Below are 22,658 nucleotides of genomic sequence, written 5' to 3' on the forward strand. Positions count from 1 at the left end.
CACGGTGCGAGGTCTGCAGTGTCCGCCCTCGCCCGTAGGCTGGAAGCATGCGTCTGGCCACCTGGAACATCAACTCGATCCGCACCCGCGTCGGCCGCGCCGTCGACTTCGCCGTCCGTGAAGACATCGACGTGCTCGCGCTGCAAGAGATCAAGTGCAAGCCGGAGCAGTTCCCCTACGCGCCGTTCGAAGAAGCGGGGTACCACGTCGAGGCGCACGGCCTGAATCAGTGGAACGGCGTCGCGATCGCGAGCCGCCTGCCGATCACCGACGTCGAGACGTCATTTGCCGGCATGCCGGGCTTCGCGAAGGGGCATGAAGGTCCGGATGCTCCGCTCGAAGCACGCGCGCTGGGCGCGACGATCGAGGGCGTGAAGGTGTGGAGCCTTTACGTTCCCAACGGCCGCTCGCTCGATGACCCGCACTACCGGTACAAGCTGCACTGGCTCGATGAGCTGCGTCAGGCGACGGCTGCCGAGCTTCAGTCGAAGCCCGATCTGCCACTGGCCCTGGTCGGCGACTTCAACATCATTCCGTTCGACTCCGACAACGGCGATCCCGACATCGTCGAGGGCGTCTCCACGCACGTCTCCCCCGAGGAGCGCGCCGCGTTCTTCGCCTTTCAGGATGCCGGTGTGACCGATGTCGTGCGTCCGCTGATCCCGGAGGGCTTCACTTACTGGGACTACCAGCGCCTGAAGTTCCCCCGCAACGAGGGCGTGCGCATCGACTTCGTGCTCGGCTCGCGCGCCCTGGCCGATGCCGTCACTGGAGCATCCATTCATCGCAACGAGCGCAAGGGCGAGCAGCCCAGCGACCACGTCCCGGTGGTCGTCGACCTCGACTTCGGCGGCGCCGAAGAAGACGATGACATGCCGATGATCTTCTCTTAGACCGCCTGGCCGCATCCGGACGACTGCAACAGGACGTGACCGCAAGCGGACCTTGTCATGTCCTCTTCTGTCCATCACACTGTTCCGCAGGGGCCAAGAAACGGCGAGTGCTGCCTACTTGGCTTCGGACAAGCATCCCCGATCACAGTTGGCGGTTAGCTTTTGACTCCTCACACTCGCGGCACGCGACGCATTCGTCGAGCGGCGCTGGTACTCGCGTCCGCGGCGGTGACGGTAGGGCTTCTCGCGGCCTGCGCCGGTTCTCCGACGGAGGAGCCGTCGACGCAAGAGTGGTCGCCACCGGCGGTCGATCGGCCCGCAGAGCCTGAAGGCGATCTGCCCGCCGAGCTGGTGTCCGAGCTGCAGAAGACGACGGACGACACGATGGCCGAGTACGGTGTCCCCGGCGCCGCGGTGGGCGTGTGGATCCCCGGGGCGGGCTCGTGGACCGAGGTCGCGGGCCTCGCAAATGTCGATAACAACGAGCCGGTGACGCCCGAGATGCAGTGGCCCATCCGCAGCATCACGAAGTCGTACACCGTGACGCTCCTCCTCCAGCTCGTCGATGAGGGAGTCATCAGCCTCGACGACACGATCGATCAGTACGTCGAGGGCCTCACCGATGGCGACACGATCACTCTGCGTGAGCTGGCGGACATGTCCAGCGGCAACTCCGACTACTTCACGGACGCGTTCGTGCAGGACTGGTACGTGGATGCCCCTGACCGGCTCTTCACCCTCGACGAGCTGAACAGCTACGTTCTCGACCAACCGGCGCAGTTCGCGCCGGGCACCGAGAAGGTCTACACCAACGCGAACACCAACCTGCTCGGCAAGGTCGTCGAGGTGGCGACCGGCCAGGACTTCGCCGAGGTCCTGAACGAGCGCATACTCGCGCCCCTCGGTCAGACCGACACCCGCTACATCACCGACGTGTCGGCATGGACCGAGCCGCACGCCCTCGGATATTCCCCCGCCGAGACCGGTACAGGCTGGGACGAAGGGATCCCGAATCTCTCCGTACTCGGTCCCGCAGGCTCGATGATCACGTCTCTCGACGATGCGCGCGCATGGGGCGAGATGCTCGCCACAGGCGCGTTCCTCAGTCCCGCGACCCAGAGCGAACGTGAGCAGGGCGCTCCTCTGGATGCGGGTCCGCCCTACGACATCTACGCGCTCGGCATCGGCCAGACTGATGGATGGTGGGGCCACAACGGTGAAGGCCTCGGCTACACCGCCGCAAACTTCCATAACAACGAGACCGGAGCGACGATCGCCGTGTTCTTCAACCTGTCGGACTACGATCCGCAAGCGAACCCGCAACCGCATCCCGCCGATCAGCTCTTCCGTCGCCTCGCCGCAGTGATAGAGAGCGCCCAGTGAACCGCCGATTGGCTGGGGCTGCCGCGGCGGTCTCGCTGGTCCTCGTCGCCGCGTCGATCACCGCATGCACGTCGGATGCCGCCAGCGACGAGTCCGCGTCGGGGTCCGGCGACGAAGGCGGAATCCCAGAAGCCGCGCTCACTGTCATGAACGAGGAGCGCTACGCGAACGCCCGCTGGCAGATCTACGTCGAGGATCTCGAGACCGGGGATGTCCTGGTCGACTACTTCGGCGACGCGATGGCCGAACCTGGTTCGTTCGTCAAGACCTACAGCGCCGCGGCGGCCTGGCTCGAGTTCGGACCCGACAGCACCGTCACGACCCCGGTGAAGGCCTCGGGCGACATCGTCGACGGGACGCTCGCGGGCGACCTGATCCTCGTCGGCCAGGGCGACCTCACGATGGGCGGGCGCACGAAGCCGGACGGTACGGTCGACATCACCGCGCTCGATCACAACGACGCGAACCCCATCCCCGGGGCGACGCTCACCCCCGAGGATCCGCTCACCGGACTCAACGATCTCGCCGCGCAGGTCAAGGCTTCGGGTATCGACGCCGTCAGTGGTGATGTGATCATCGATGACCGCCTGTTCGTGGGCGAACTGGCAGAGCAGCCCGTCACCCCGATCAACATCAACCAGAACATCATCGACGTGCTGATCACACCGGGAGCAGCCGCGGGAGATCCCGCCACGGGCGAGCTGATCCCCGCGGTCGCTCCGTGGACGCTGACCGTGGACGTCGAGACCGTCGAAGCCGGTGGTGAGACCAAGCTCGCAGACCCAATCGACACCGGCGACGGAAAACTGATTGTCACGGGGACGATCGCCGCCGATGCCGATCCGACACTGAAGGTGTACGTCTTCGACGACCCGGCGACGTACGCCCGGACGGCGTTCATCGAGGCGTTGAAGCGCGCGGGCGTCGCGATCACCACCGACCCGATCGCAACGAATCCCGACAGCGCACTACCAACCGAGGATGAGGTCGAGGCGCTCCCTGCGGTCGCCGAGTTGGAGTCGCTCCCGCTCTCCGAAGAAGTCAAGTACGTCATGAAGATCAGCTACAACCGTGGCGCGCAGAGCCTCGTCTGCCGGCTCGCGGCCGCGAACGGCTCGAAGAAGTGCGACGACGGCATAGCGATCGCCGGGGAGATCTGGCAGGAGGCGGGTCTCGACACTGAGGGTGCCGCACTGATCGACGGGTCGGGCCTCCCGGGCAACTTCGTCACTGCGAAGAACGCCGCGCAGGTGCAGCGCATTATGGCTGAACGCCCAGATGGCGAGCTCTGGCGCGAGACGCTGCCGATCCTGGGTGTCGACGGGTCGCTGACCACGGTGCAGCCCAACAGCGAGGCTGCCGGCAAGGTCTACGCCAAGACCGGCACGCTCGCTGACTTCGACCCTTTCAATTCCCGCATCCGCATCGTGACTAAGACCCTCGGCGGCGTGATGGATGCCGAGAGCGGACGCACCCTGCTGTTCACGGTGATCATGAACAACGCGTTCGCGAGCCCAGACGCGTACATCGACGCCGTATTCCAGGCGAACGACGACGTGGGAGCGATCGCGGCAGCGATCCAGCAGCAGTACTAGTGATGATCTGCGGTCATCCTCAAGACGATCTTCCTCGCATTCTCGTTTCTTTCCATACGAGCAAGCGCCTGATTGGCCTCGGTCCAGTCCCATGTCGAATCGAGAATCGGTCGCAGGCCCTCATCTTTTAACAGGCCGACTCGACCAGCATGCCGAACATAGGCGCCACGCTGACCGCGGTCTCGTCTGGCCGCTCGCCGTAGTCGCTTGTCTCGTATCCCATGCGTTTCGAGACACCGAGGTTGCGAGACACCTGCCCGGCGGGCGTAACGCGCGATGAAAGGGACGTATCTCCTCAATCGCAGATGGCAATGGCGGAGATTCGACGCGTGAGTACCGACCTAGCTTGGTCTACAGTTCATCGAGGAACTGAGCTCGCGCCTTCATGGCGTGGATGATCAACTCGTAACCGTCGTCGTAGATCAGGGCGACGAGCTCGATCAGACGACCTGCTGTGCGCGGTGGCGTAGAGCACAACTGAGTCATCAAGCTGGTCACGCCGGTAGTGCTTGCGGGCCGATTTGTGTAGGTCAGGCAACGTGTGCCCACTCGCGCACCGCGGCGCGGATCGCATCAGAGCGCGTGGTGATGCCCTCAGCTTCAGCTCGCGCGGTCAGAGCCGCGATGGTAGACGCGTCGAGACGCACGGGAATGACCGCACCCGGGCCATCGCCTACGGGCGGGCGACCACGTCGAGGCTTGGGGAGTTTCGACAGGTCATAACCGGCCTCGGCCTCGTCCGCCCACGCCTGGATCTGCTCGTCGGTCACGGGCTTACCGTTCAGTAGATGCTCACTCATGCTATTAGCGTATACGAAACTCACAGAATTGTGTATACGAAAACTTGTACGGGCTTTAACGAGGGCCGACCAGAGATCGACACACGCATACTCGAGCAGCGCTAGTGCGCTACATCGCTTGAAACCACCTCACTCCTGCGCCGCCGAATCCCGGGATGCGAGACGTCGCCGATGTGCGTCCAATCCTCACGAGAGCGATTCGGGTGTTCCACACTTTTGCTGATCCTCGTTGCTTCTGTACCTTCGCAAGAACCGGCGGACTAGAAACACGACAGCCGTCACAACGATCACGAGAAGCACGGCCATGAGAGCGATGTTCAGGTGCCAAGCAACCAGCGGATCCATGATGAGGCCTCCTTCGCATCGTATGCAAACCGCAGTCGCTGAATCGCTGCGAACATTAGTCCCACCGAGATTCGGTCGATCAATAGTGTCTTGTATCCCATGGGATACGGGACACCGTTTGCTATTCGGCTGACATCACGGATCGGCGGCGTCGATGAGACGTCTCGGTTCTCTAGGGTTCTGAGACAGGGCGGTGAGTTCGAGCTATGCCTTTTCGACGACGAGCAGGCTATATACGATTAACGAGGTGCGTGCCGGTGGTTGGTGGAGCTAGACGATGTCTTGTGCGCTGGCGACTTGGATGGATTGGTGACGTATGTCGTTCCACGAAATGGCGGCGTATCCCGCGACTCCTGCGCGCCTTACGGCGAGTTCATTGAATCGCTGCTCTGCGAGGTGGTTGTCGACGAGTCCGGTGACGTCGATCATGATGACGTCGATATCGCGTGCGCGTTTGAGTTCGAGGTCGGCATGGATTCGTCGAGACTCGCTGTATGCAGTGATCTGGACACGATCGCGAAGGTGCAGTGCGCATCGGTAGGCAACGATGAGATGCCGAAGGGTAGCGTGCGCTCGGGTGGCGGCGAATGCTGCGATGGCGTGCTCGCGCAGCTCGTGTCGGACCTGTCTACGACGATTGGTGCTCGTGAGGTCGGCGCCCCAGATCAAACAGGTGGCGTTCGATGCTTTCATGTCGTCCCGCGACTGCCGTTCGGGGAAGATATCGTCCCCTTCGTAGGAAAGTTTCGTCGTCATGGTCGGGGTGCTGACGTGTCTGTACGGTTGCTGCGTTGTGACGTGTCGCTGGGGTGAGATCGGGTGTAAGTGGTGATGAGTGAGAGTGCTCGTGTGGTGCCGTCTTCCGCGCTCATTTGCTGTGCGACTGTGCGGGCGCGTGAGGCGCAGTCCATGGACGTGGCGAGGGCTGTGCGTATGCGTTCGGGGGTGAGCCGGTCGCGGTGCAGGGGTGCCGGTGCGAGTCCGATCCGTCTGAGCTGCGCGGCCCAGAACGGCTGGTCAGCCATGAACGGGACGACGATTGAGGGGATGCCTGCGCGGGCGACGGCGTGGGTGGTTCCCGCGCCGCCGTGATGGATCGCGGCGACTGCGTGTCGAAGGACGGCAGCGTGCGGTGCGGACTCCGTGACGAGCACGTCCGGGCCGAGACAGCGCGTGGGTGGTTGCAGGCCGCCCCAGCCTGTCGTCATGGCAACACGGAGACCTGCACGACGGGCCCCTTCGATAACCGCTTCGGCTCTGGCTGAGGCGTCCCCGCCGGTCATCGATCCGAAGCCGGCGTACACGAACGGTGCATCCGCCTCGATGAACTCCCGCAGTTCAGCGTCGTAGATGCGAGCATTTGATGGGCGATGCCAGTCGCCGGTGATGTGCGCTGTTGCTGGCCAATCAGATGGGCGTGGTAACAGGCTCGAGCTGATTGCAACCAGCGACGCAGCCGGGGCAGGGAGCCGCCCGCGGGGGATTCCGAGTCGGCTGCGTGCGGTGCGGACGTCGGCGGCGAACATTTCCCTGGCGATGTCGAGGATCCTGTAGCTGGCGCGGTTGAGCACTGACCCCAATGACCGCGATGTTATGCCCGCGGCCGGGAACTGTGCGGTTGAGGTAACTGTGGGAGTCAGCTCAACGGTGAGGTGGGGGATGCCGTAGCGGGCGGCGAGGACGGGCGCGGTGAGTAGTTTGGGGTGCGAGACGATGATGTCGGGCGTCCAGTCCATGCCGGTGTCCACGAACGCTGCGAGGGCGCGGCTCATCGAGGGCCGGATCTGCTCCCGGAAGCTTCGGCTGGCCGAGGTGCCCGGCTTTTGTGTGAGGTCGGCGAAGCGGATGCCGAGGCTGACGGTATCGAGACCGTCGGTGTTGATGTCTTGCTGATCCGGGATGGCGATGCGGACAGTGAAACCGGCGTTCTGCGCTGCGCGTGCTAGGTGCACGAAGGGTTCGACGTCGCCGCGGCTTCCCAGGGTGGCCAGGAGCAGTCGTGCTGGTCGATCTGCCTGTGCTTGTGAAGTCATCCGTACGGGGATCCGTTCTAGTCATATCGAGCGCGTTGCATCGACGCCGACCAGACTTCCCGGCACACCGAGAGACCACACTAGTCGTTCAACTACAAGGTCGGAACCGGTTGACGATTACGCTTGAGCAACGGAGTGTCGGGAAGCCTGGTCCCGGTACAGGCGGAACTCTTCGCACATCGATTGCGCCCGCTCTCTGCAGGCATTGCGGTTCCGATCTTCGCGTTGGTTGGATCAGGCTTTCACATGATCTGCGGTTGCTTGCGGGTTCTTCCTCACCGTTGCTGGTCGTGGCATTGAGCGTGCCTACTTATGCTGCTGCGGCTCTTGGTAAATATCAGGGGTGCCGTCTTGATCCTCGTCGATCTGCTCCGCGAGTGAGATTGCCCGGTAGCGCCGGTTGCGCGCTATCAGGATGCTCGAGGCGAGAAGCGACGCGAGGAGAGAAGCGATCATGATCGCGATCTTGGCGTCGTCACCGTGCGGGCTGTCGGCACCGAAGCTCAGCTCGGCGATGAGGAGCGAGACCGTGAATCCGATTCCTGCGAGTAGTCCCACACCGATGAGGTCTATCCACCGGAGCGCGGAGTCAAGTTTGGCTTTGGGCGCGAGCGTCAAGAGCCGCACGGACAACACAATGCCTACGGGCTTGCCGAGGACGAGCGCCACGACGATGCCGATGGTGACAGGGTCGGTGGCCGCGCGCATGACCCCATCGATGCCGCCAACGGCCACCCCTGCCGCGAAGAACGCGAAGATCGGCACAGCGAGCCCGGCAGAGAGCGGACGGAACCGGTGCTCGAATTCCTCGGCGAGACCCGGGCCGGTCGAAGGGTTGGGGTCTTTTCTGCTCGGGCGCACGGGAATGGTGAATGCCAATGCGACTCCGGCGATAGTCGCGTGGATTCCTGAAGCATGCAGGAAAGCCCAGGCGATGAATCCGATAGGCAGAAGAATCAGCCAGGCCGCAAAAACCTTCTCACGGAAGAAAGCACGATACCGCTGCGCGAGCGCACCATAGAGCGCAATAACAGCGACCGCGATGAGCAACGGGACTAACTCGATATCGGCTGTGTAGAACACGGCGATGATGACGATTGCAATGAGATCGTCCACGACAGCGAGGGTGAGGAGAAACACTCGCAGCGGACTCGGGAGGTGCGATCCGATGAGGGCGAGGACGGCGACAGCGAATGCGATGTCGGTTGCGGTCGGGATCGCCCACCCTTCGCGCAGCGACGGTTGCTGCCACACGATTGCTGTGTAGATGAGTGCGGGCACGACCACACCGCCTACAGCGGCCGTGATGGGCACGATCGCGGTACCGAAGCGCCGAAGATCACCGGCGACGACTTCGCGCTTCAGCTCGAGGCCGACGAGAAAGAAGAAGATCGCCAGGAGCCCGTCGGAAGCCCATGCGCCGAGAGACAGCTCAAGATGCCAAGGCTCGTACCCGATCCGCAAGTCCCGGAGAGTGAAGTACGCCTCGGATGCCGGGGAGTTCGCCCAGATGATCGCGACCGCTGCCGCAACGACAAGAAGGATCCCTCCTACTGCTTCCTTCCGCAACAGAGCGGTGACGCGCCCGGTTTCTGCTGCGCCTGACCACTGAGGGAACCGGCGAGGAGTCTGGGATGAGGGCGCGCGCGTCATGGGCAACTTCCTGAGATTGGTCGACTGATGAGGTGTCGACCAGACTTCCCGACGCGCCACATCCATTGTATTGACAGGAGCCAACTGGTGGTCCACAGACTTGCACTTCTGGGAAAGTAGCATCCGACACGATGTCTGGCCAGCCAGAGGAAACGGCTACTGATCCTCCGAGAGATCCCGGGTCTGTCTCCTAACCTCATAGAAGGTTGCCCGTTAGGCTCGCCGCATGTCTGAATCTGTGAACCCGCTGCTCCCCGCGTGGTACGACGTGGTTTGGTCGGCGACGGCGGTGGCCATGTTTGTTCTGCTCGTGATCGCACTAATCTCGCTCTCGCGTTCGGCTAAATCGCTTTCGTCGCTGCAAGCTCTCGTGTGGACACTCGTTGCCCTCTTTGTGCCAATCGCGGGACCGCTGGCGTGGCTGTTCATCGGGAAGCGTTCGGTGAATACGTCGCGAGCTGACCTGGCGACACGAGTCACAAGCTGAGCGCAGTCCGTTCTCGTCGGCCTTACTGTCTCATAACCTCGGTGTCTCAGAACGCATGGGATACGAGACACCGAGGTTGCGAGACGCTCGGCTGGCAGTGACCGTGCACTTGAAGTAGTGGCCTACCGACGGCTGTCTATGTCGGGCTCGTAACACTGTGGTGAGACGTAAGGACGTCTTTCCTCACCTGCGCGGCAGCCCGAGTTCGAATCTCTGCCGGTAAGTTACGTCTATGGCTCTCTTCAAAAAGTCTAGGGCTCTCTTCGAAAGTCCGTTCCCGGAGCAAGGGCACCCGCACCTCGTGAACGACCTCATCCCCGAACACCACCAGCATCTTCCGATGCTGCGAGTGTTCTTGCCCGTAGGCCGTGAAATTGACGAGCTCGCGCGCTGGTCTGAGTTCGTCTCCCTGGACGATAAAACAGCCTCGCTTGAATGGTCAGACGTCGTTGAGCAGGTCCGCGAAGATCGTCCCTGGATTCAGGAATATGCTCCTGCGACGGGTGAGCTGGATGCTGGAACCCGAGCGGCCCTGATAGACGCGATCGACTCAATCAATCTGTCATCGTTGCGATGGATGGGATATCCGGAGGCACCTCGGACGCGAAAACCCGTCCGTGTATTCGGTGACGAATATTACCCGTCCACCGCGCGGGCATCCGATCTAGAAATCGGCCGCCGTATCCCGGAATTCGCCTGGGACGATAGCGGCCGCTTGGCGTGGGGTGCACGGCTTTACGGGGACTCTTTTGTGGTCGCTGCCGAACCGGAGGTTGTACAGCGATTGCACTGCGATCCACGTATCGACACGGTTCCTGTTCGAGTGAACTTCGACGTTATGCCGCGGAGCGCAGGAGACTAGCGTCTATTAATTCTGGTTGCGTATCCGCGCCATGCAGTTCATACGACCGGTCGCGCGTAACTCCTCACTGTCGTCTAACCCATGGGTTGCGAAACACCGAGGTTGCGAGACACGTGCGAGATGCGTCGTGCTAGTGCTACTCAAGCGTGAGCGTGTCAGCCTCAAGCCAGTCTTCGTACCGGACCTCGATGACGACCGGGCTGCGGGTGGTCTCCTCCGGCAACTCGAACTCGTGTGTTGTCGGCGCCATGTCTGCGGTGCAGGGATCGTTGGGTGATGGCCCGAAGGTCACCGCGATGCGGTCCGGGCCGTCGGCGGAGAGGGCGGTCGCGATGGCAGGACAACTGCTGCTGCCCCAGGTGACGATCGCGAACGTCGCGCCGCGCTCGACCCACGCCGCGGCGGGACCTTCGCTCAACGGCTCCACGACAAGGCCTTCAGGAACGCCAGGCCTCGTCGTCTGGGCGACGCCAGCGCCAGGACCGCTACACCCGGTCAGTAGGCAGGCGGCGACCACGATGCCGAAGCTGGAATATCCGATATGTGTGTTCAGCACGACCCCATTGTGGCGGATCGCCGTCGAAAGAGTGCAGATCGTTAGAGCATCGATCCTGGAGCCTGCGAACTTCGGCGCGCGTCAACTGTCTCGCATCCCATGGGATGCGAGGCGGTCGCCTGCGTGTGAGGCGGCAGCGCCGCCGAGCGCGCCGATGACGATCGCCCATCCCACGCGTTGCACTCGGAACGCGAACACAATCCCTGTGACCGTGGCGGCGACAGGGAGCAGCGCGAACACCCAGGTGAAGCCTTCCCCGAAGGAGAATGCCGCTCCGGGGTTATAGGCGAGCTGCAAACCCAGCAGGTCACCGATCAGCGGGATGCGCTCACGCTCGGTGAGGGTCGCTTCGGCCCACACCTTCGTTCCCTGATCAATCAGCACGACGACCACGGCGATCAAGAGCGCTCCACCAGTGAGCTGCCGCCGCCGCGCCGACGACAGCTTGCGCGCAGCGGGCGGATGAGCCTCTGACTGGGAGGAGGTCATGCAAGCACCTCGATCAGACGGACCATGACCCCAGATTCGATCAGGATGAACAGGCCAAGGCCGATGAACACGGCCGGTACGAGCCAGTGCTCGACGCGCTCCAGCCCCTCGGTAACAGCCTTGTTGGTACCGATCAGCCGACCGGCCGCGCACCAGACCGCGACGAGGATCAGGAACACGACGATCATGATCGCGACGTCGCTGGGGGCGCTGGTGCGAAAGATCGGCGTGTAGAGGGAGATGTTGTCGGCCCCGTTGGCGATCGTGATCCCTGCGACGCCCCATAGTCCGACCGCGGTGATCTTGGAGTCATCATCATCATCGTCATCGCCGTTACGGCGCAGGCCGCGAATGAGCGTCCAGATGCCGATGCCGAGCGGGATCAGACCCAGGAAACCGACCCATTCGTCCGGAACGATGGTGAGACCGAGAGCGGCGATCACGCTGATCACGACGAGGGTGATGAACCCGAGATACTGGCCCGCGACGATCTGCCACGGCCGGGGCTTCCCTCGACTGGAAGCCAGGAACAGCACGGTGAGCACGACAATGTCGTCGATGTTGGTTGCCGCGAACAGGCCGATCGCTGAACCGATAGTTGCGAGCATCAGCTTTCCAGTCGTGGCGTGCGGGTGCGTGCGGCGCGCAGACCGTTGAGGATCACGATGACCTCCGCGACCTCGTGGACCAGGACGACGGCCGCGAGCCCCAGGACGCCGAAGAGCGCGAGCGGGAGCAGTGCAGTGATGATCAGCAGCGACAGGATGATGTTCTGGTTGATGATCCGTCGACCGCGGCGGGCGTGATCGAACGCTCGCGAGATGAGGCGCAGATCATGGCCGGTGAAGGCCACGTCGGCGGATTCGATTGCCGCGTCGGAGCCGGTGGCGCCCATCGCGATACCGATGTCTGCGCCAGCGAGGGCCGGTGCGTCGTTGATTCCGTCGCCGATCATCGCGACCGGCCCCGCCTTTGACAGCTCGCCGATCGCGGTTGCCTTATCCTCGGGACGCAGTTCCGCGCGCACGTCGCTGATCCCGGCCTGCGCGGCCAGTGCACGAGCGGTGCGGGCGTTGTCTCCGGTGAGCATCGTCACGCCGACGCCTTGGTTGGTGAGCGTCCGGACTACCTCGGGGACTTCAGGGCGCAGTTCGTCGCGGACGCCGATCGCGGCGACGGGGGTTCCGTCGCGGTGGACGATCACGACGGTCATGCCCTGCTCCTCCAACTCCGCGACCTGCTTCCCGAGGTCGCCCGCGTCCAGCCAGCGAGGACTGCCGACGGTGATTCTCGATCCGCCGACAGTGCCGTCGATGCCGTGCCCGGCCTGCTCGGTCACATCTGCAGCTGCCGGTGTGCCCGGGGCCGCGGCGGTGATCGCAGAGGCAAGGGGATGCGTGCTGTGCTGCTCCAGTGCGGCCGCCCAGGCCAGCGCCTGCGTCTCGGTCACGCCGTTCGCAGTGAGCACCGCGGTGACCGCAGGTTCGTTGCGGGTGAGGGTGCCGGTCTTGTCGACCGCGACGTGGCGGACCGTGCCGAAGCGCTCGAAAACGGCGCCGGACTTGATGATCACGCCGAACTTGCTTGCTGCGCCGATCGCGGCGACGACCGTCAGCGGCACCGAGATCGCCAGCGCACACGGAGAAGCGGCGACCAGCACGACAAGCGCGCGGGTGATCCACACCTCTGGATCGCCCAGCAGCGACCCGATGATCGCAACGAGCGCTGCGAGGATCAGAACGCCGGGTACGAGCGGGCGGGCGATCCTGTCCGCGAGACGCGCACGCTCGCCCTTCTCGGTCTGCGCCTTCTCCACCAGCTCCACGATCGTCGTGAGCGAGTTATCGGTGCCCGCAGCAGTCGCCTCGACCTCCAGCACGCCGGCGCTGTTGATCGCACCGGCCGACACCGCATCGCCGGGCTCGACCTCGACCGGGATCGACTCCCCGGTGATCGCCGAGGTGTCCAGCCTGGAGCGACCAGAACGAACGATCCCGTCGGTCGCGATCCGCTCACCCGGGCGGACCACCATGACCTGGCCGACCGTCAACTCTCTCGCCGGCACCTGCGCAGAGACACCGCCCTGCAGCACGGTCGCTGTCTCCGGCACGAGCTTCAGCAGCGCCCTCAGCCCGCCCCGGGCACGGTCCATCGCCTTGTCCTCGAGCGCCTCAGCAATCGAGTACAAGAACGCCAGAGCTGCAGCCTCCTCCACGTAGCCGAGGATGACCGCACCGATCGCGCTGATCGTCATCAGCAGCCCGATACCGAGCTTGCCCTTGAACAGTTTCCGGATCGCGCCGGGCGTGAACGTCGACGCGCCCAGGAGCAGACCGGCCCAGAACAACACCAGCGCCGGGATCTCGAGGCCGGACCATTCAAGGATCAGACCGGCCAGGAATGCGACACCGGAGAAGACCGGCACCATGACCCCACGGTCCCTCCACCAGGGCCGCTCCACCTCTTCGGTCTCATCCTCCGCCGCAGTGGCAGGCTGGGCAGGCTCGTGCTCGCAGCCACACGCCGCGCTCACGCGTCCGCCCCCGTCCCACAGCAGCCAGCCACCGTGCACGCAGAGTCCACGCACGGCGCGTGCTCATCGACCGCCAGCGTCACGTCCACGAGCGCGACGAGCGCAGCCGCAAGATGCGGGTCGGCGATCTCGTAACGGGTCTGGCGACCCTCCGGCTCGGCAACGACAATCCCGCAGTCACGCAGGCAGGTGAGATGGTTCGACACGTTCGAACGCGTCAGCTCCAGCTCACGAGAGAGCACAGCCGGGTAGCTCGGTCCACCGAGCAGAGACATTAGGATTCGGGAACGCGTGGGATCGGCCATGGCCCGGCCGAGCCGGTTCATGACATCGAGGCGTGAGGAAATAGTCAGCACACACTGAACTATACAGTGACTGATGACCTATTGGAACGGCTTCACCCCAGGCCACATCTCTGGGGACTGGGTGTAAGTACATCCGGCTCACACCCCACCGAATACGCCTACCGAAACCCGCTTACGGCGCACGTTTCTGGCATTCGATCTGGTGTGCCTTCACTCACCGCGCCGCAAACGATGGAACGATGGTGACGTCCCGCTGAATGGTGGAGTTTCTCGACACCGTGCGGGTCAGTGCTTTGATTATGCCGCGTTGAGTTCCGGGATCGCCACCTCCTCGTCGGTTGCGGTGAGGAGTTTCATGGAGTGCTCGCTGAAGTAGCGGCGGTCTGCGCCGTCCCATTCGTCGTGCTGCTCGATCAGGACGTGCCCGGCAAGGCGCAGGAGCGCGGCGGGGTTGGGGAAGGTGCCGACGACGTCGGTGCGGCATTTAATCTCCTTGTTCACCCGCTCGAGCGGGTTCGTGGACCAGATCTGTCGCCAGTGCTGTTGCGGGAATCCGCAGAACGCGAGAATGTCGTTCTTCGCGTTCTCGAGCATGTCCGCGATCTTCGGGTGCGAGCGGGTCAGCATGCGCACGACCTCGTGGAACTGGGCGAAGACGTGCTCGGTGTCGGGTTGCGCGAAGATCGTGCGGATGACCGACGCGACCATCGGGCCCGACGCTTTCGGAACGTTCGAGAGCACGTTGCGCATGAAATGGACCCTGCATCGTTGCCAGGCCGAGCCAGCGAAGACCGTCTCGATCGCGGAGATCAGACCGGTGTGCGCATCGGAGATCACCAGCTTCACCCCGCCGAGCCCGCGGGCTTTCAGACTGCGTAGGAAGCTCGTCCAGAACGGCTGCGATTCGGTCTCCCCGACCTCGAAGCCCAGGACCTCACGCCTGCCGTCGGCGGCGACGCCGATCGCGACGACGACCGCCTGCGAGACGACTCGGCGGCCGACGCGGGCTTTGCAATAGGTCGCGTCGAGGAACACATACGGATACGTCGTGTCCGCGAGGGGTCGGTCGCGGAACGCGGCAACGTCCTCGTCCAGGTTCGCGCAGATCCGTGAGACTTCGGACTTGGAGATGCCGGTGTCCGCGCCCAGCGCTTTCACGAGGTCATCGACCTTCCTGGTTGAGACGCCGTGAACATAGGCCTCCATCACGACCGCGAACAGCGCCTGGTCGACGCGGCGGCGGCGCTCCAACAGCGACGGGAAGAACGACCCTTGCCGCAGCTTCGGGATCCGCAGTTCCAGCTCGCCGGCGGTCGTGGTGAGAGTGCGCGGGCGGGTGCCGTTGCGTTGCGTTGTTCGTTCTGGGGTGCGTTCGAACGGGGCGGCGCCGATGAACGCGGCCGCTTCCGCGTCGATCAGCTCCTGATAAAGCGCTTCGGTCGCGACCCGGATCCGGTCAGTGACATCGGTGAGTTTCAGTTCCCCGAGGAGCTCGAGGAGGGCAGACTGGTCAAGAGCCATCGTGCTTTGTGTCCTTACGTTGAGATTCCTAGACAGTTCTCACTGACCATCGCACGATGGCTCACCCACGTCTACGACGCAGACCAGCCGATCGGAATCTCCACCACTCCAGGGGACGTCACCCAAACGATCGTTTTCGGTGTGCTCTAACCGTTGCTAATTTCCGCCAAAGCGTTGGGCGGTGCGTGTGCGTTGAGGTGTCGCACAACGCTACGCTTATGAGACGTCTCGCCGAGAAACCGCAGATGAGAGATGATTTCGCCAAATCGCCATTTAATGCGTGTCTCATAACTATGTGTCATAACTGATCACGGGTTTCGAGGTACTCAACGTCAGTTATGAGACACCCCGAATACCCGTATCCGCCGCGACGATCATCACCGATCCGCAGCGTCAGTCCCTCATCACTCCGGTGCACATCGGGCCCGGCTTACCGCGTCGCTTTCACCGACCTCACCGCCGAGCAGTCCGTGATTCGCAACGGCGGTTCCGTCTGTGACTCCGCGCTGATTCCCGCCGGCAGAATCCCCCACAGGGCGGATGCCGCGGCATCCGCTTCCCCGTACCGTTGAGGCATGTCTGACTTCTCCCGCACGCTGACCCCGCGCCAGCGACGGGCCGATGCGCTGCTCGCCGTCGTCGTCTTCGTCGCCGGCGTGATCAGTGCCGCGCTCTCTGCGGTCTCCGAACTCTATGGCGACCTGCAGGCACCGCTCTGGCAGGCGCTGATCTACCTCGTGGTGATCGCTGTCCCACTGGCCTGGCGTCGCATCCGCCCCGGCATCGTGGCCGTCGTCGTCGCCGCCGCATATTTCGTGGCGGTGACACTGCACATCCCCGAGATGTACGCGGGGAACATCGCGATGTTCATCACCCTGTACACCGTGGGCGCCTGGATGCAGAACCGCCGCGCAGCGATGCTCGTGCGGGTGGCGATCATCATCGGCATGTTCCTCTGGCTGCTGATCACGATGTACTTCGACGTGATCAATACCGCTCAGGAAGAAGACGTGATCGCCGGCGCCATGTCGCCCTATGTCGCGTTCATGATGCTGCAGGTTCTGCTGAACGTGCTGTACTTCGCCGGCGCCTACTACTTCGGCGAGCGCGCGTGGAAGGCGGCGATGCAGCGTCTCGCTCTCGAGCAGCGCACGGCAGACCTCGAACGCGAGCGTGAAGTGACCGCGGCTCAGGCCGTGGCTCTCGACCGGGTGCGCATCGCGCGCGAGCTGCACGATGTCGTCGCCCACCACGTCTCGGTCATGGGCGTGCAGGCAGGAGCTGCCCGCATCGTGATCGACCAGGACCCCGCCGCGTCGAAGCAGATCCTCACCGGAATCGAGGAGTCCGCGCGCACGGCGATCAGCGAGCTGCGGCACCTGCTCGAGACTCTGCGCTCCTCGGATGCCGAAGTCGAAGACGCCTCCACGATCGAGCTCTGCGACATCGCACAGTTGGTGGAAGCCGCGAACGCCGCAGGCATGCCGACAACCTTCACCACGCTCGGCGAGGAGCGCGACGTGCCCTCGGTCGTGCAGGTGAATCTCTACCGCATCGCGCAGGAGTCGCTCACGAACGCGCGCCGCCATGCCGGAGCGGATGCCACGGCAGACGTGCGCCTGCGTCGCACCACCGCGGACGTCGAGCTCGAAGTCGTGAACACCGGCAGGCGGGTGCTGACGCCCCGCCCCGGCATGGGACAGCTCGGGATGCGCGAGCGCGCCCTCGCCTCTGGCGGAACGATCGAATCGGCGCCCCGCGAACAGGGCGGGTGGCGGGTGCGCGTGCGCGTGCCGCTGACCGATGCCGCATCCCTCACCGGAGCATCCGCATGACCGACTCGATCCGCGTGCTCCTCGTCGACGACCACGCGATGCTGCGCGCCGGTTTCCGCACGATCCTCGATGCCCAGCCCGACATCACCGTGGTCGGCGAAGCGTCGACGGGCGCAGAGGCTGTGTCGCAAGCATCCGCTCTCAAGCCCGACGTCATCTGCATGGATGTGCAGATGCCCGACATGGACGGTATCGAGGCGACGGGGCGCATCGTCGCCGATCCCGAGGTGCACGCCACGATCGCGATCGTGACGACCTTCGATCGCGACGACTACCTCTTCGCCGCACTGGATGCTGGTGCGAGCGGCTTCCTCCTCAAGAACAGCAGCCCCGAGGATCTCGTGTCGGCCGTCCGCGTGCTCGCCGCCGGCGACGGGATGCTGGCACCAGAGGTGACCCGACGCGTGATGCAGCGGTATGCGGCCTTCTCTGACACAGCCGCAAAGGTCAGCGCTCCGGTGTCCCCGCCTGCCGAGCCGTTCACCGACCGCGAAGCAGAAGTGCTCGCGCTCATGGCCGAAGCGATGAGTAACGCCGAGATCGCCAACGCGCTCTTCATCGGCGAGGCGACGGTGAAGACGCACGTCTCGCGCATCCTGCAGAAGCTCGGCGCTCGCGATCGCGTGCAGGCCGTCGTGCTGACGCTGCGCCACGGGCTGGCGTAGGAGCCGATGAACGACGGATGCCCCGGAGCGCAGGGCTCCGGGGCATCCGATCGTTCACAAATACTCAGGCGCCGACGAGGTCCGCGGAGTGCTGCACGCGCGAGATGAGGGCGTTGAAAGCCTCGAGGTAGCCGACGAGGAAGCCTGCGGTCGAGTCATCGGTCACCTGGCCCTCGTCGGTGAAGAGGCCGGGGCGGTCCTGGATGAAGCCCTCGGGCTGGCCCATGGTGATCGCGCTGAAGTGACCGAGGATCGCACGCAGGTGCTGCTGAGCTGCGGCGGTGGCCACACCCGATCCCGAGGTGCCGATGACGGCGACGGGCTTGCCGAAGAACGACATGTTGCCGTACGGACGAGTCGACCAGTCGAGGGCGTTCTTGAGCACGCCGGGGATCGAGCGGCTGTACTCGGGGGTGACGATGATGACGCCGTCGACGTCGGCGATGGCCTTCTTGTAGTCGAGCGCGACCTGCGGGAAATCGCCGTCGAAGTCGGGCGAGTAGAAGGGCAGATCCTTGATCGGGATCTCGACGAGCTCGGTGCCCTCCGGGGCGAGATTGGCCAGAACGCGCGCAAGGCGGCGGTTGATGGAGGTGCTCGAGATGCTGCCGACGATGTAGCCGATGGTGCGGGTCACAGGTGTTCCTTCTGTTCGGGCTCAGACGAGCCGATTGCGGTCTGATCGTGTCAACTGCCGAAGACGAAATTATATTCCCGTGCATATAAGAATTTGGTGGGAACCGCTAGCCTCATCCCTATGACCGACGCGACCTCCCCGCTGTCGCGCCCCATCACCGCGGGGATCGTGACGGCACTCGTCGGCTTCACCAGCTCGTTCGCCGTCGTGCTCACTGGCCTGAACGCAGTGGGCGCCACCGCCTCTCAGGCGACGAGCGGACTCATCATCCTGAGCCTCACGATGGGGATCGCGTGCATCATCCTCGCCTGGCGATATCGAATGCCGATCACCGTCGCCTGGTCGACGCCCGGAGCCGCGCTTCTCGCCGCCACCGGCACCGTCGACGGCGGCTGGTCCGCGGTGACCGGCGCATTCCTGGTCGTCGCAGCCCTCACCCTGCTCGCCGGGCTCTGGCCGGGGTTCGGCCGGCTCATCGCTCGGATCCCGGCATCGATCGCGCAGGCGATGCTCGCAGGCGTCCTGCTTCCCCTGTGTCTCGCGCCGATCACCGGTCTCGCCGAGAACCCCTGGGGCGTCCTGCCCGTTCTCATCACCTGGCTGATCTTCATGAGACTCGCACCCCGCTGGGCCACCCCGCTCGCTTTCGTCGCCGCAGCGGTCGTCATCACCGTCGAACTCATCCGCACCGGTGCACCGCTGGATGCCGGCTTACTCGTCCCCCGCATCGAACTCACCATGCCCACCTTCACCGTCGGGGCCCTCGTCGGTGTCGCCCTGCCGCTGTTCATCGTGACGATGGCATCGCAGAACGTGCCCGGCGTCGCGATCATGCGCAGCTTCGGATACGAGGTGCCCTGGCGACCGGCGATGCTCGTCACCGGGATCGGCACGGCGCTCGGCGCCCCCGCAGGCGGACACGGCATCAACCTCGCCGCGATCAGTGCGGCTCTCGCGGCGTCTCCTGAAGCAGACCCCGATTCGAAGCGGCGCTGGGTGGCCGGAGCATCCACCGGTGTCTTCTACATCGTGCTCGGCGGACTCGCAGCAGCCTTCTCCGCCCTCGTGATCCTGGCGCCCGCCGCGGTCATCCCCGCCGTCGCCGGCGTCGCCCTGTTCACAGCACTCGGCTCGGCCGTCCACCAGGCCGTCGCCGAGCCCGGCGAGCGCATGGCGGCCGTGGTGACCTTCCTCATCGCGGCATCCGGCCTGGCGATCGCCGGCATCAGCGCCGCGTTCTGGGCGCTGGTGGCAGGACTCCTCGTGCGCGCCGTGCTGACTCGGCGATGAGCGCATCACCGCAAGGCGGATGCCGAAGATCCCCCCTGTGGGGGATGCCGAAGCGCACGCGCACTCCATAGCGTGGATTCATGCCTTCAGGAACACTGCAGCTCACCGGCGTCACGAAGAACTACGGCGCCCGTCGCGTCCTCGATGACGTCTCCTTCTCGGTCGCCGCCGGACGCCTCACCGGCTTCGTCGGCGGCAACGGCGCCGGCAAGACCACGACGATGCGGATCGTACTCGGTCTGCTCTCATCCGATGGCGGAGAGATTACGCTCGGCGGCGCACCGCTCACCGCCGACGCGCGCCGCCAGTTCGGGTACATGCCCGAAGAGCGCGGGCTGTACCCGAAGATGAAAGTGCTCGAGCAGGTCGTCTACCTCGCTCGCCTGCACGGGCTCACCAAAGCGGATGCCGTCGAGAAAGCGACCGCACTGCTCACAGAACTGGGTCTCGGCGAGCGTCTGAACGACAACCTCGAGGCGCTCTCGCTCGGAAACCAGCAGCGCGCTCAGATCGCAGCATCCCTCGTGCATGATCCCGAAGTGCTCATCCTCGACGAGCCCTTCTCGGGCCTCGATCCACTCGCTGTCGAGACCGTCGCCGCCGTGCTGCAGGAGCGCGCATCCCGCGGCGTCTCGGTGCTGTTCTCCTCACACCAGCTCGACGTCGTCGAGCGGCTCTGCGATGACCTCGTGATCATCGCCGCCGGCACCATCCGTGCCGCAGGCCCCCGCGACCGGCTTCGCGAGGAGCACTCCGCTCCGCGCTGGGAGCTGGAGAGCAGCGGCGATGTCGGCTGGCTGCGTGACGAGCCGGGCGTGACCGTCATCGACTTCGAGGGCGGCAACGCCATCTTCGACGCCGAAGACCCCGCCATCGCGCAGCGCGTTCTGCGCCGCGCACTCGACGGCGGCGATGTCGCCCACTTCGCCCCTCAGCATCCCTCGCTCTCGCAGATCTTCAAGGAGGTCATCCAGTGACCACGTCAGCACCCTCCACCCGTGCGCTGTCCTCTACCCGCGCACTCTCCTCTGCCCAGGGCGTCTGGCTCGTCGCCGAACGTGAACTCTCGACGAAGCTGCGCAGCAAGGCGTATCTGATCTCGACCGCGATCCTGCTTCTCATGGCCCTCGCCGGTGTCATCTGGGCGGGAGTCTCGTCGGCGAATCCCAGTTCGACGCCCATCGCGGCGACGAGCGAGGCTTCTGCAGTGCTCCAGGACGCAGACGGCTTCGACGTCACCGAGGTGGCCGATCGCGCCGCGGCCGAAGAGCTCGTCACGGACGGCACGGTCGACGCCGCGCTCATCGACGATGCGTCATCTCCGACCGGCATCGTCGTCATCGCCGACACGGAAGCACCGCAGTCACTGGTGATGATGCTCTCGCAGGCGCCGACAGTCGAGCTGCTGAACGCAGACCCGGCGAATGACGGGCCGCTGCGTTACATCCTCGGCATCGGCTTCGGCGTCGTGTTCATGATGGCGGCGATGATGTTCGGCATGCCCGTCGCGACGAGCGTCGTAGAAGAGAAGCAGACCCGTGTCGTCGAGATCCTGCTGTCTGCCATGCCCGCACGCGTGCTTCTGGCCGGAAAGGTGATCGGCAATACGATCCTGGCGATCTCTCAGATCCTGCTGCTGGTCGCCGTCGGGACCATCGGGCTCATCGTCACAGGACAGACAGAAGTCCTTGCCGGCCTCGGCGGCCCCGTGGCCTGGTTCGCCATCTTCTTCCTCTTCGGATTCATCCTGCTCGCGGCGATGTTCGCGGCAGCGGGCTCGATGGTCTCACGCCAGGAGGACGTCGGCGCGACCGTGACGCCGGTGATGTATCTGACGATGATTCCGTACTTCCTGGTGATCTTCTTCGGAGACAACCCGGTGGTCATGACCGTGCTCTCCTACGTGCCGTTCTCGGCGCCGGTGGGCATGCCGATCCGGCTGTTCTTCAACGAGGCTGAGTGGTGGGAGCCGCTGGCGTCGCTGGCCATCACGCTCGTCACCTGCGCGATCGTCGTGCTCCTCGGCGCGAAGATCTACGAGAACACGCTGCTGAAGATGGGCGCGCGGGTGAAATTCCGTGACGCTCTGCGCCGCTGAGCCGAGAGTCCATTCAGCAGAGTGCATTAGTCTGAAAGTGAAAGCCGACGACGGGGTCTGCGCAGAATTCTGACCTCGAAAGGCACCATGAGCACTCCTACTCTCGAGCGCACCGCGCCGACTTCCGTTCCGGTTCTCGACGTTCTGGCGGGGCGCTGGAGCCCTCGGGCATTCGACGCCAGCACGCCGATCGACGAGAACAAGCTCGCCGCAGCTCTCGAGGCCGCCCGTTGGTCGCCCTCGGCGAGCAACACCCAGCCGTGGCGCTTCATCGTCGCCCGTCGCGGCACCGAACTGCACACGCAGATCGACGAGGCGCTCATGGGCTTCAACCGCGAGTGGGCGGGTGCCGCTCAGGTGCTGATCGTCGCGCTCTCTGAAGATCAGGATGCCGAGGGCCAAGCCCGCCCGTGGGCGCAGTACGACCTGGGCCAGGCTGCCGCGCACCTCTCGGTGCAGGCGCACGCCGATGGGCTGTACGTGCACCAGATGGGTGGCATCGATCGCGACGCGCTGCGCCGCCTGCCCGGGGTCGAGGAGCGGTTCACTCCGACCTCGGTGATCGCTCTCGGCATGCTCGGCGATGCATCAGCGCTGTCTGAGAAGCTGCAGGAGCGCGAGGCCGCCCCGCGCGTGCGTCGCCCCCTCGACGAGACGGTCATCGCCAGCGCCTGACCC

23 protein-coding genes are annotated in these 22,658 nt (G+C 64.6%); 11 read left to right on the forward strand and 12 right to left on the reverse strand.

Going from position 1 to position 22,658, the window contains the following annotated elements; genetic code table 11:
• The first annotated feature begins 47 nt into the window (after positions 1–47).
• The 3 genes from ACN0RC_RS04410 to dacB all read left to right on the forward strand — a co-directional run bounded on the left by ACN0RC_RS04410 (position 48) and on the right by dacB (position 3,871).
• Positions 48–893, forward strand: coding sequence for an exodeoxyribonuclease III (locus ACN0RC_RS04410; RefSeq protein WP_417509192.1), 846 nt, complete (start codon positions 48–50; stop codon positions 891–893).
• Between the two features lie 162 nt (positions 894–1,055).
• Entirely contained in the window at positions 1,056–2,276 is a 1,221-nt protein-coding gene (locus ACN0RC_RS04415) for a serine hydrolase domain-containing protein (protein WP_417509194.1), read from the forward strand.
• A complete protein-coding gene (gene dacB / locus ACN0RC_RS04420) occupies positions 2,273–3,871 on the forward strand; it encodes a D-alanyl-D-alanine carboxypeptidase/D-alanyl-D-alanine-endopeptidase (protein WP_417509196.1) in 1,599 nt (532 codons plus the stop codon). Before ACN0RC_RS04415 ends, dacB begins: the two co-directional genes overlap by 4 nt.
• A gap of 351 nt (positions 3,872–4,222) precedes the next feature.
• On the opposite strand, the gene ACN0RC_RS04425 is transcribed toward dacB, so the two are convergent.
• The 5 genes from ACN0RC_RS04425 to nhaA form a co-directional block, all read right to left on the reverse strand.
• Positions 4,223–4,369, reverse strand: a complete 147-nt coding sequence (locus ACN0RC_RS04425) for a hypothetical protein (protein WP_417509198.1) — start codon at positions 4,367–4,369, stop codon at positions 4,223–4,225.
• A gap of 32 nt (positions 4,370–4,401) precedes the next feature.
• Positions 4,402–4,671 carry a ribbon-helix-helix protein, CopG family gene (locus ACN0RC_RS04430; protein ID WP_417509200.1) on the reverse strand — a complete coding sequence of 90 codons (270 nt, stop codon included), beginning with the start codon at positions 4,669–4,671 and terminating at the stop codon, positions 4,402–4,404.
• A 615-nt stretch (positions 4,672–5,286) separates the two neighbouring features.
• Positions 5,287–5,772 carry a hypothetical protein gene (locus ACN0RC_RS04435; protein WP_417509202.1) on the reverse strand — a complete coding sequence of 162 codons (486 nt, stop codon included), beginning with the start codon at positions 5,770–5,772 and terminating at the stop codon, positions 5,287–5,289.
• A complete protein-coding gene (locus ACN0RC_RS04440) occupies positions 5,769–7,049 on the reverse strand; it encodes a glycosyltransferase (RefSeq protein ID WP_417509204.1) in 1,281 nt (426 codons plus the stop codon). Before ACN0RC_RS04440 ends, ACN0RC_RS04435 begins: the two co-directional genes overlap by 4 nt.
• 306 nt (positions 7,050–7,355) lie before the next feature.
• Positions 7,356–8,702, reverse strand: a complete 1,347-nt coding sequence (gene nhaA / locus ACN0RC_RS04445; RefSeq protein ID WP_417509206.1) for a Na+/H+ antiporter NhaA — start codon at positions 8,700–8,702, stop codon at positions 7,356–7,358.
• Between the two features lie 226 nt (positions 8,703–8,928).
• Here nhaA and ACN0RC_RS04450 point away from each other — a divergent pair, with 226 nt between their 5' ends.
• Positions 8,929–9,189, forward strand: a complete 261-nt coding sequence (locus tag ACN0RC_RS04450) for a PLD nuclease N-terminal domain-containing protein (protein ID WP_417509208.1) — start codon at positions 8,929–8,931, stop codon at positions 9,187–9,189.
• 232 nt (positions 9,190–9,421) lie between these two features.
• Positions 9,422–10,051, forward strand: coding sequence for a hypothetical protein (locus tag ACN0RC_RS04455; RefSeq protein ID WP_417509210.1), 630 nt, complete (start codon positions 9,422–9,424; stop codon positions 10,049–10,051).
• 136 nt (positions 10,052–10,187) lie between these two features.
• On the opposite strand, the gene ACN0RC_RS04460 is transcribed toward ACN0RC_RS04455, so the two are convergent.
• The 6 genes from ACN0RC_RS04460 to ACN0RC_RS04485 all read right to left on the reverse strand — a co-directional run bounded on the left by ACN0RC_RS04460 (position 10,188) and on the right by ACN0RC_RS04485 (position 15,455).
• A complete protein-coding gene (locus ACN0RC_RS04460) occupies positions 10,188–10,607 on the reverse strand; it encodes a hypothetical protein (RefSeq protein ID WP_417509212.1) in 420 nt (139 codons plus the stop codon).
• Between the two features lie 81 nt (positions 10,608–10,688).
• A complete protein-coding gene (locus ACN0RC_RS04465; RefSeq protein WP_417509214.1) occupies positions 10,689–11,096 on the reverse strand; it encodes a signal peptidase II in 408 nt (135 codons plus the stop codon).
• Positions 11,093–11,704 carry a cadmium resistance transporter gene (locus tag ACN0RC_RS04470; RefSeq protein ID WP_029153954.1) on the reverse strand — a complete coding sequence of 204 codons (612 nt, stop codon included), beginning with the start codon at positions 11,702–11,704 and terminating at the stop codon, positions 11,093–11,095. The genes ACN0RC_RS04465 and ACN0RC_RS04470 overlap by 4 nt, the downstream gene beginning before the upstream one ends.
• The gene (locus ACN0RC_RS04475) at positions 11,704–13,629 is read right to left on the reverse strand and encodes a heavy metal translocating P-type ATPase (protein ID WP_417509638.1); all 1,926 of its coding nucleotides are present in this window, start codon (positions 13,627–13,629) and stop codon (positions 11,704–11,706) included. Before ACN0RC_RS04475 ends, ACN0RC_RS04470 begins: the two co-directional genes overlap by 1 nt.
• Entirely contained in the window at positions 13,626–13,985 is a 360-nt protein-coding gene (cmtR, locus tag ACN0RC_RS04480; protein ID WP_029153952.1) for a Cd(II)/Pb(II)-sensing metalloregulatory transcriptional regulator CmtR, read from the reverse strand. The genes ACN0RC_RS04475 and cmtR overlap by 4 nt, the downstream gene beginning before the upstream one ends.
• Positions 13,986–14,231: 246 nt before the next feature.
• The gene (locus ACN0RC_RS04485) at positions 14,232–15,455 is read right to left on the reverse strand and encodes an IS256 family transposase (RefSeq protein WP_417509217.1); all 1,224 of its coding nucleotides are present in this window, start codon (positions 15,453–15,455) and stop codon (positions 14,232–14,234) included.
• A 575-nt stretch (positions 15,456–16,030) separates the two neighbouring features.
• Between ACN0RC_RS04485 and ACN0RC_RS04490 the strand changes: the two genes are divergently transcribed.
• Positions 16,031–17,290 carry a sensor histidine kinase gene (locus ACN0RC_RS04490; protein ID WP_417509218.1) on the forward strand — a complete coding sequence of 420 codons (1,260 nt, stop codon included), beginning with the start codon at positions 16,031–16,033 and terminating at the stop codon, positions 17,288–17,290.
• Positions 17,287–17,955, forward strand: a complete 669-nt coding sequence (locus tag ACN0RC_RS04495) for a response regulator (protein ID WP_417509220.1) — start codon at positions 17,287–17,289, stop codon at positions 17,953–17,955. Before ACN0RC_RS04490 ends, ACN0RC_RS04495 begins: the two co-directional genes overlap by 4 nt.
• Before the next feature lie 64 nt (positions 17,956–18,019).
• Here ACN0RC_RS04495 and ACN0RC_RS04500 read toward each other — a convergent pair whose 3' ends face one another.
• Positions 18,020–18,592: an NADPH-dependent FMN reductase gene (locus ACN0RC_RS04500; protein ID WP_417509222.1), complete on the reverse strand. Its 573-nt coding sequence runs from the start codon at positions 18,590–18,592 to the stop codon at positions 18,020–18,022.
• A gap of 120 nt (positions 18,593–18,712) precedes the next feature.
• Here ACN0RC_RS04500 and ACN0RC_RS04505 point away from each other — a divergent pair, with 120 nt between their 5' ends.
• From ACN0RC_RS04505 to ACN0RC_RS04520, 4 genes are all read left to right on the forward strand, one after another.
• Positions 18,713–19,882: a benzoate/H(+) symporter BenE family transporter gene (locus ACN0RC_RS04505; protein WP_417509224.1), complete on the forward strand. Its 1,170-nt coding sequence runs from the start codon at positions 18,713–18,715 to the stop codon at positions 19,880–19,882.
• Between the two features lie 80 nt (positions 19,883–19,962).
• Positions 19,963–20,859 carry an ABC transporter ATP-binding protein gene (locus tag ACN0RC_RS04510; protein WP_417509226.1) on the forward strand — a complete coding sequence of 299 codons (897 nt, stop codon included), beginning with the start codon at positions 19,963–19,965 and terminating at the stop codon, positions 20,857–20,859.
• Positions 20,856–21,980 carry an ABC transporter permease gene (locus ACN0RC_RS04515; protein WP_417509228.1) on the forward strand — a complete coding sequence of 375 codons (1,125 nt, stop codon included), beginning with the start codon at positions 20,856–20,858 and terminating at the stop codon, positions 21,978–21,980. Before ACN0RC_RS04510 ends, ACN0RC_RS04515 begins: the two co-directional genes overlap by 4 nt.
• An 87-nt stretch (positions 21,981–22,067) precedes the next feature.
• On the forward strand, positions 22,068–22,655 hold the full coding sequence (locus ACN0RC_RS04520) for a nitroreductase family protein (protein WP_417509230.1): 588 nt from the start codon (positions 22,068–22,070) through the stop codon (positions 22,653–22,655).
• The last annotated feature ends 3 nt before the right edge of the window (positions 22,656–22,658 follow it).

The sequence above is a fragment of the Microbacterium sp. genome, from assembly GCF_048259935.1.
Taxonomy (GTDB): Bacteria; Actinomycetota; Actinomycetes; order Actinomycetales; family Microbacteriaceae; genus Microbacterium.

What these genes read in the sequence shown, in the direction of transcription:
- ACN0RC_RS04410 (WP_417509192.1), top strand. Translation starts at nt 48, where the DNA reads ATGCGTCTGGCCACCTGGAACATCAACTCGATCCGCACCCGCGTCGGC.
- ACN0RC_RS04430 (WP_417509200.1), bottom strand. Translation starts at nt 4,671, where the DNA reads ATGAGTGAGCATCTACTGAACGGTAAGCCCGTGACCGACGAGCAGATC.
- ACN0RC_RS04435 (WP_417509202.1), bottom strand. Translation starts at nt 5,772, where the DNA reads ATGACGACGAAACTTTCCTACGAAGGGGACGATATCTTCCCCGAACGG.
- ACN0RC_RS04440 (WP_417509204.1), bottom strand. Translation starts at nt 7,049, where the DNA reads ATGACTTCACAAGCACAGGCAGATCGACCAGCACGACTGCTCCTGGCC.
- nhaA (WP_417509206.1), bottom strand. Translation starts at nt 8,702, where the DNA reads ATGACGCGCGCGCCCTCATCCCAGACTCCTCGCCGGTTCCCTCAGTGG.
- ACN0RC_RS04450 (WP_417509208.1), top strand. Translation starts at nt 8,929, where the DNA reads ATGTCTGAATCTGTGAACCCGCTGCTCCCCGCGTGGTACGACGTGGTT.
- ACN0RC_RS04455 (WP_417509210.1), top strand. Translation starts at nt 9,422, where the DNA reads ATGGCTCTCTTCAAAAAGTCTAGGGCTCTCTTCGAAAGTCCGTTCCCG.
- ACN0RC_RS04465 (WP_417509214.1), bottom strand. Translation starts at nt 11,096, where the DNA reads ATGACCTCCTCCCAGTCAGAGGCTCATCCGCCCGCTGCGCGCAAGCTG.
- ACN0RC_RS04470 (WP_029153954.1), bottom strand. Translation starts at nt 11,704, where the DNA reads ATGCTCGCAACTATCGGTTCAGCGATCGGCCTGTTCGCGGCAACCAAC.
- ACN0RC_RS04485 (WP_417509217.1), bottom strand. Translation starts at nt 15,455, where the DNA reads ATGGCTCTTGACCAGTCTGCCCTCCTCGAGCTCCTCGGGGAACTGAAA.
- ACN0RC_RS04490 (WP_417509218.1), top strand. Translation starts at nt 16,031, where the DNA reads ATGTCTGACTTCTCCCGCACGCTGACCCCGCGCCAGCGACGGGCCGAT.
- ACN0RC_RS04495 (WP_417509220.1), top strand. Translation starts at nt 17,287, where the DNA reads ATGACCGACTCGATCCGCGTGCTCCTCGTCGACGACCACGCGATGCTG.
- ACN0RC_RS04505 (WP_417509224.1), top strand. Translation starts at nt 18,713, where the DNA reads ATGACCGACGCGACCTCCCCGCTGTCGCGCCCCATCACCGCGGGGATC.
- ACN0RC_RS04510 (WP_417509226.1), top strand. Translation starts at nt 19,963, where the DNA reads ATGCCTTCAGGAACACTGCAGCTCACCGGCGTCACGAAGAACTACGGC.
- ACN0RC_RS04520 (WP_417509230.1), top strand. Translation starts at nt 22,068, where the DNA reads ATGAGCACTCCTACTCTCGAGCGCACCGCGCCGACTTCCGTTCCGGTT.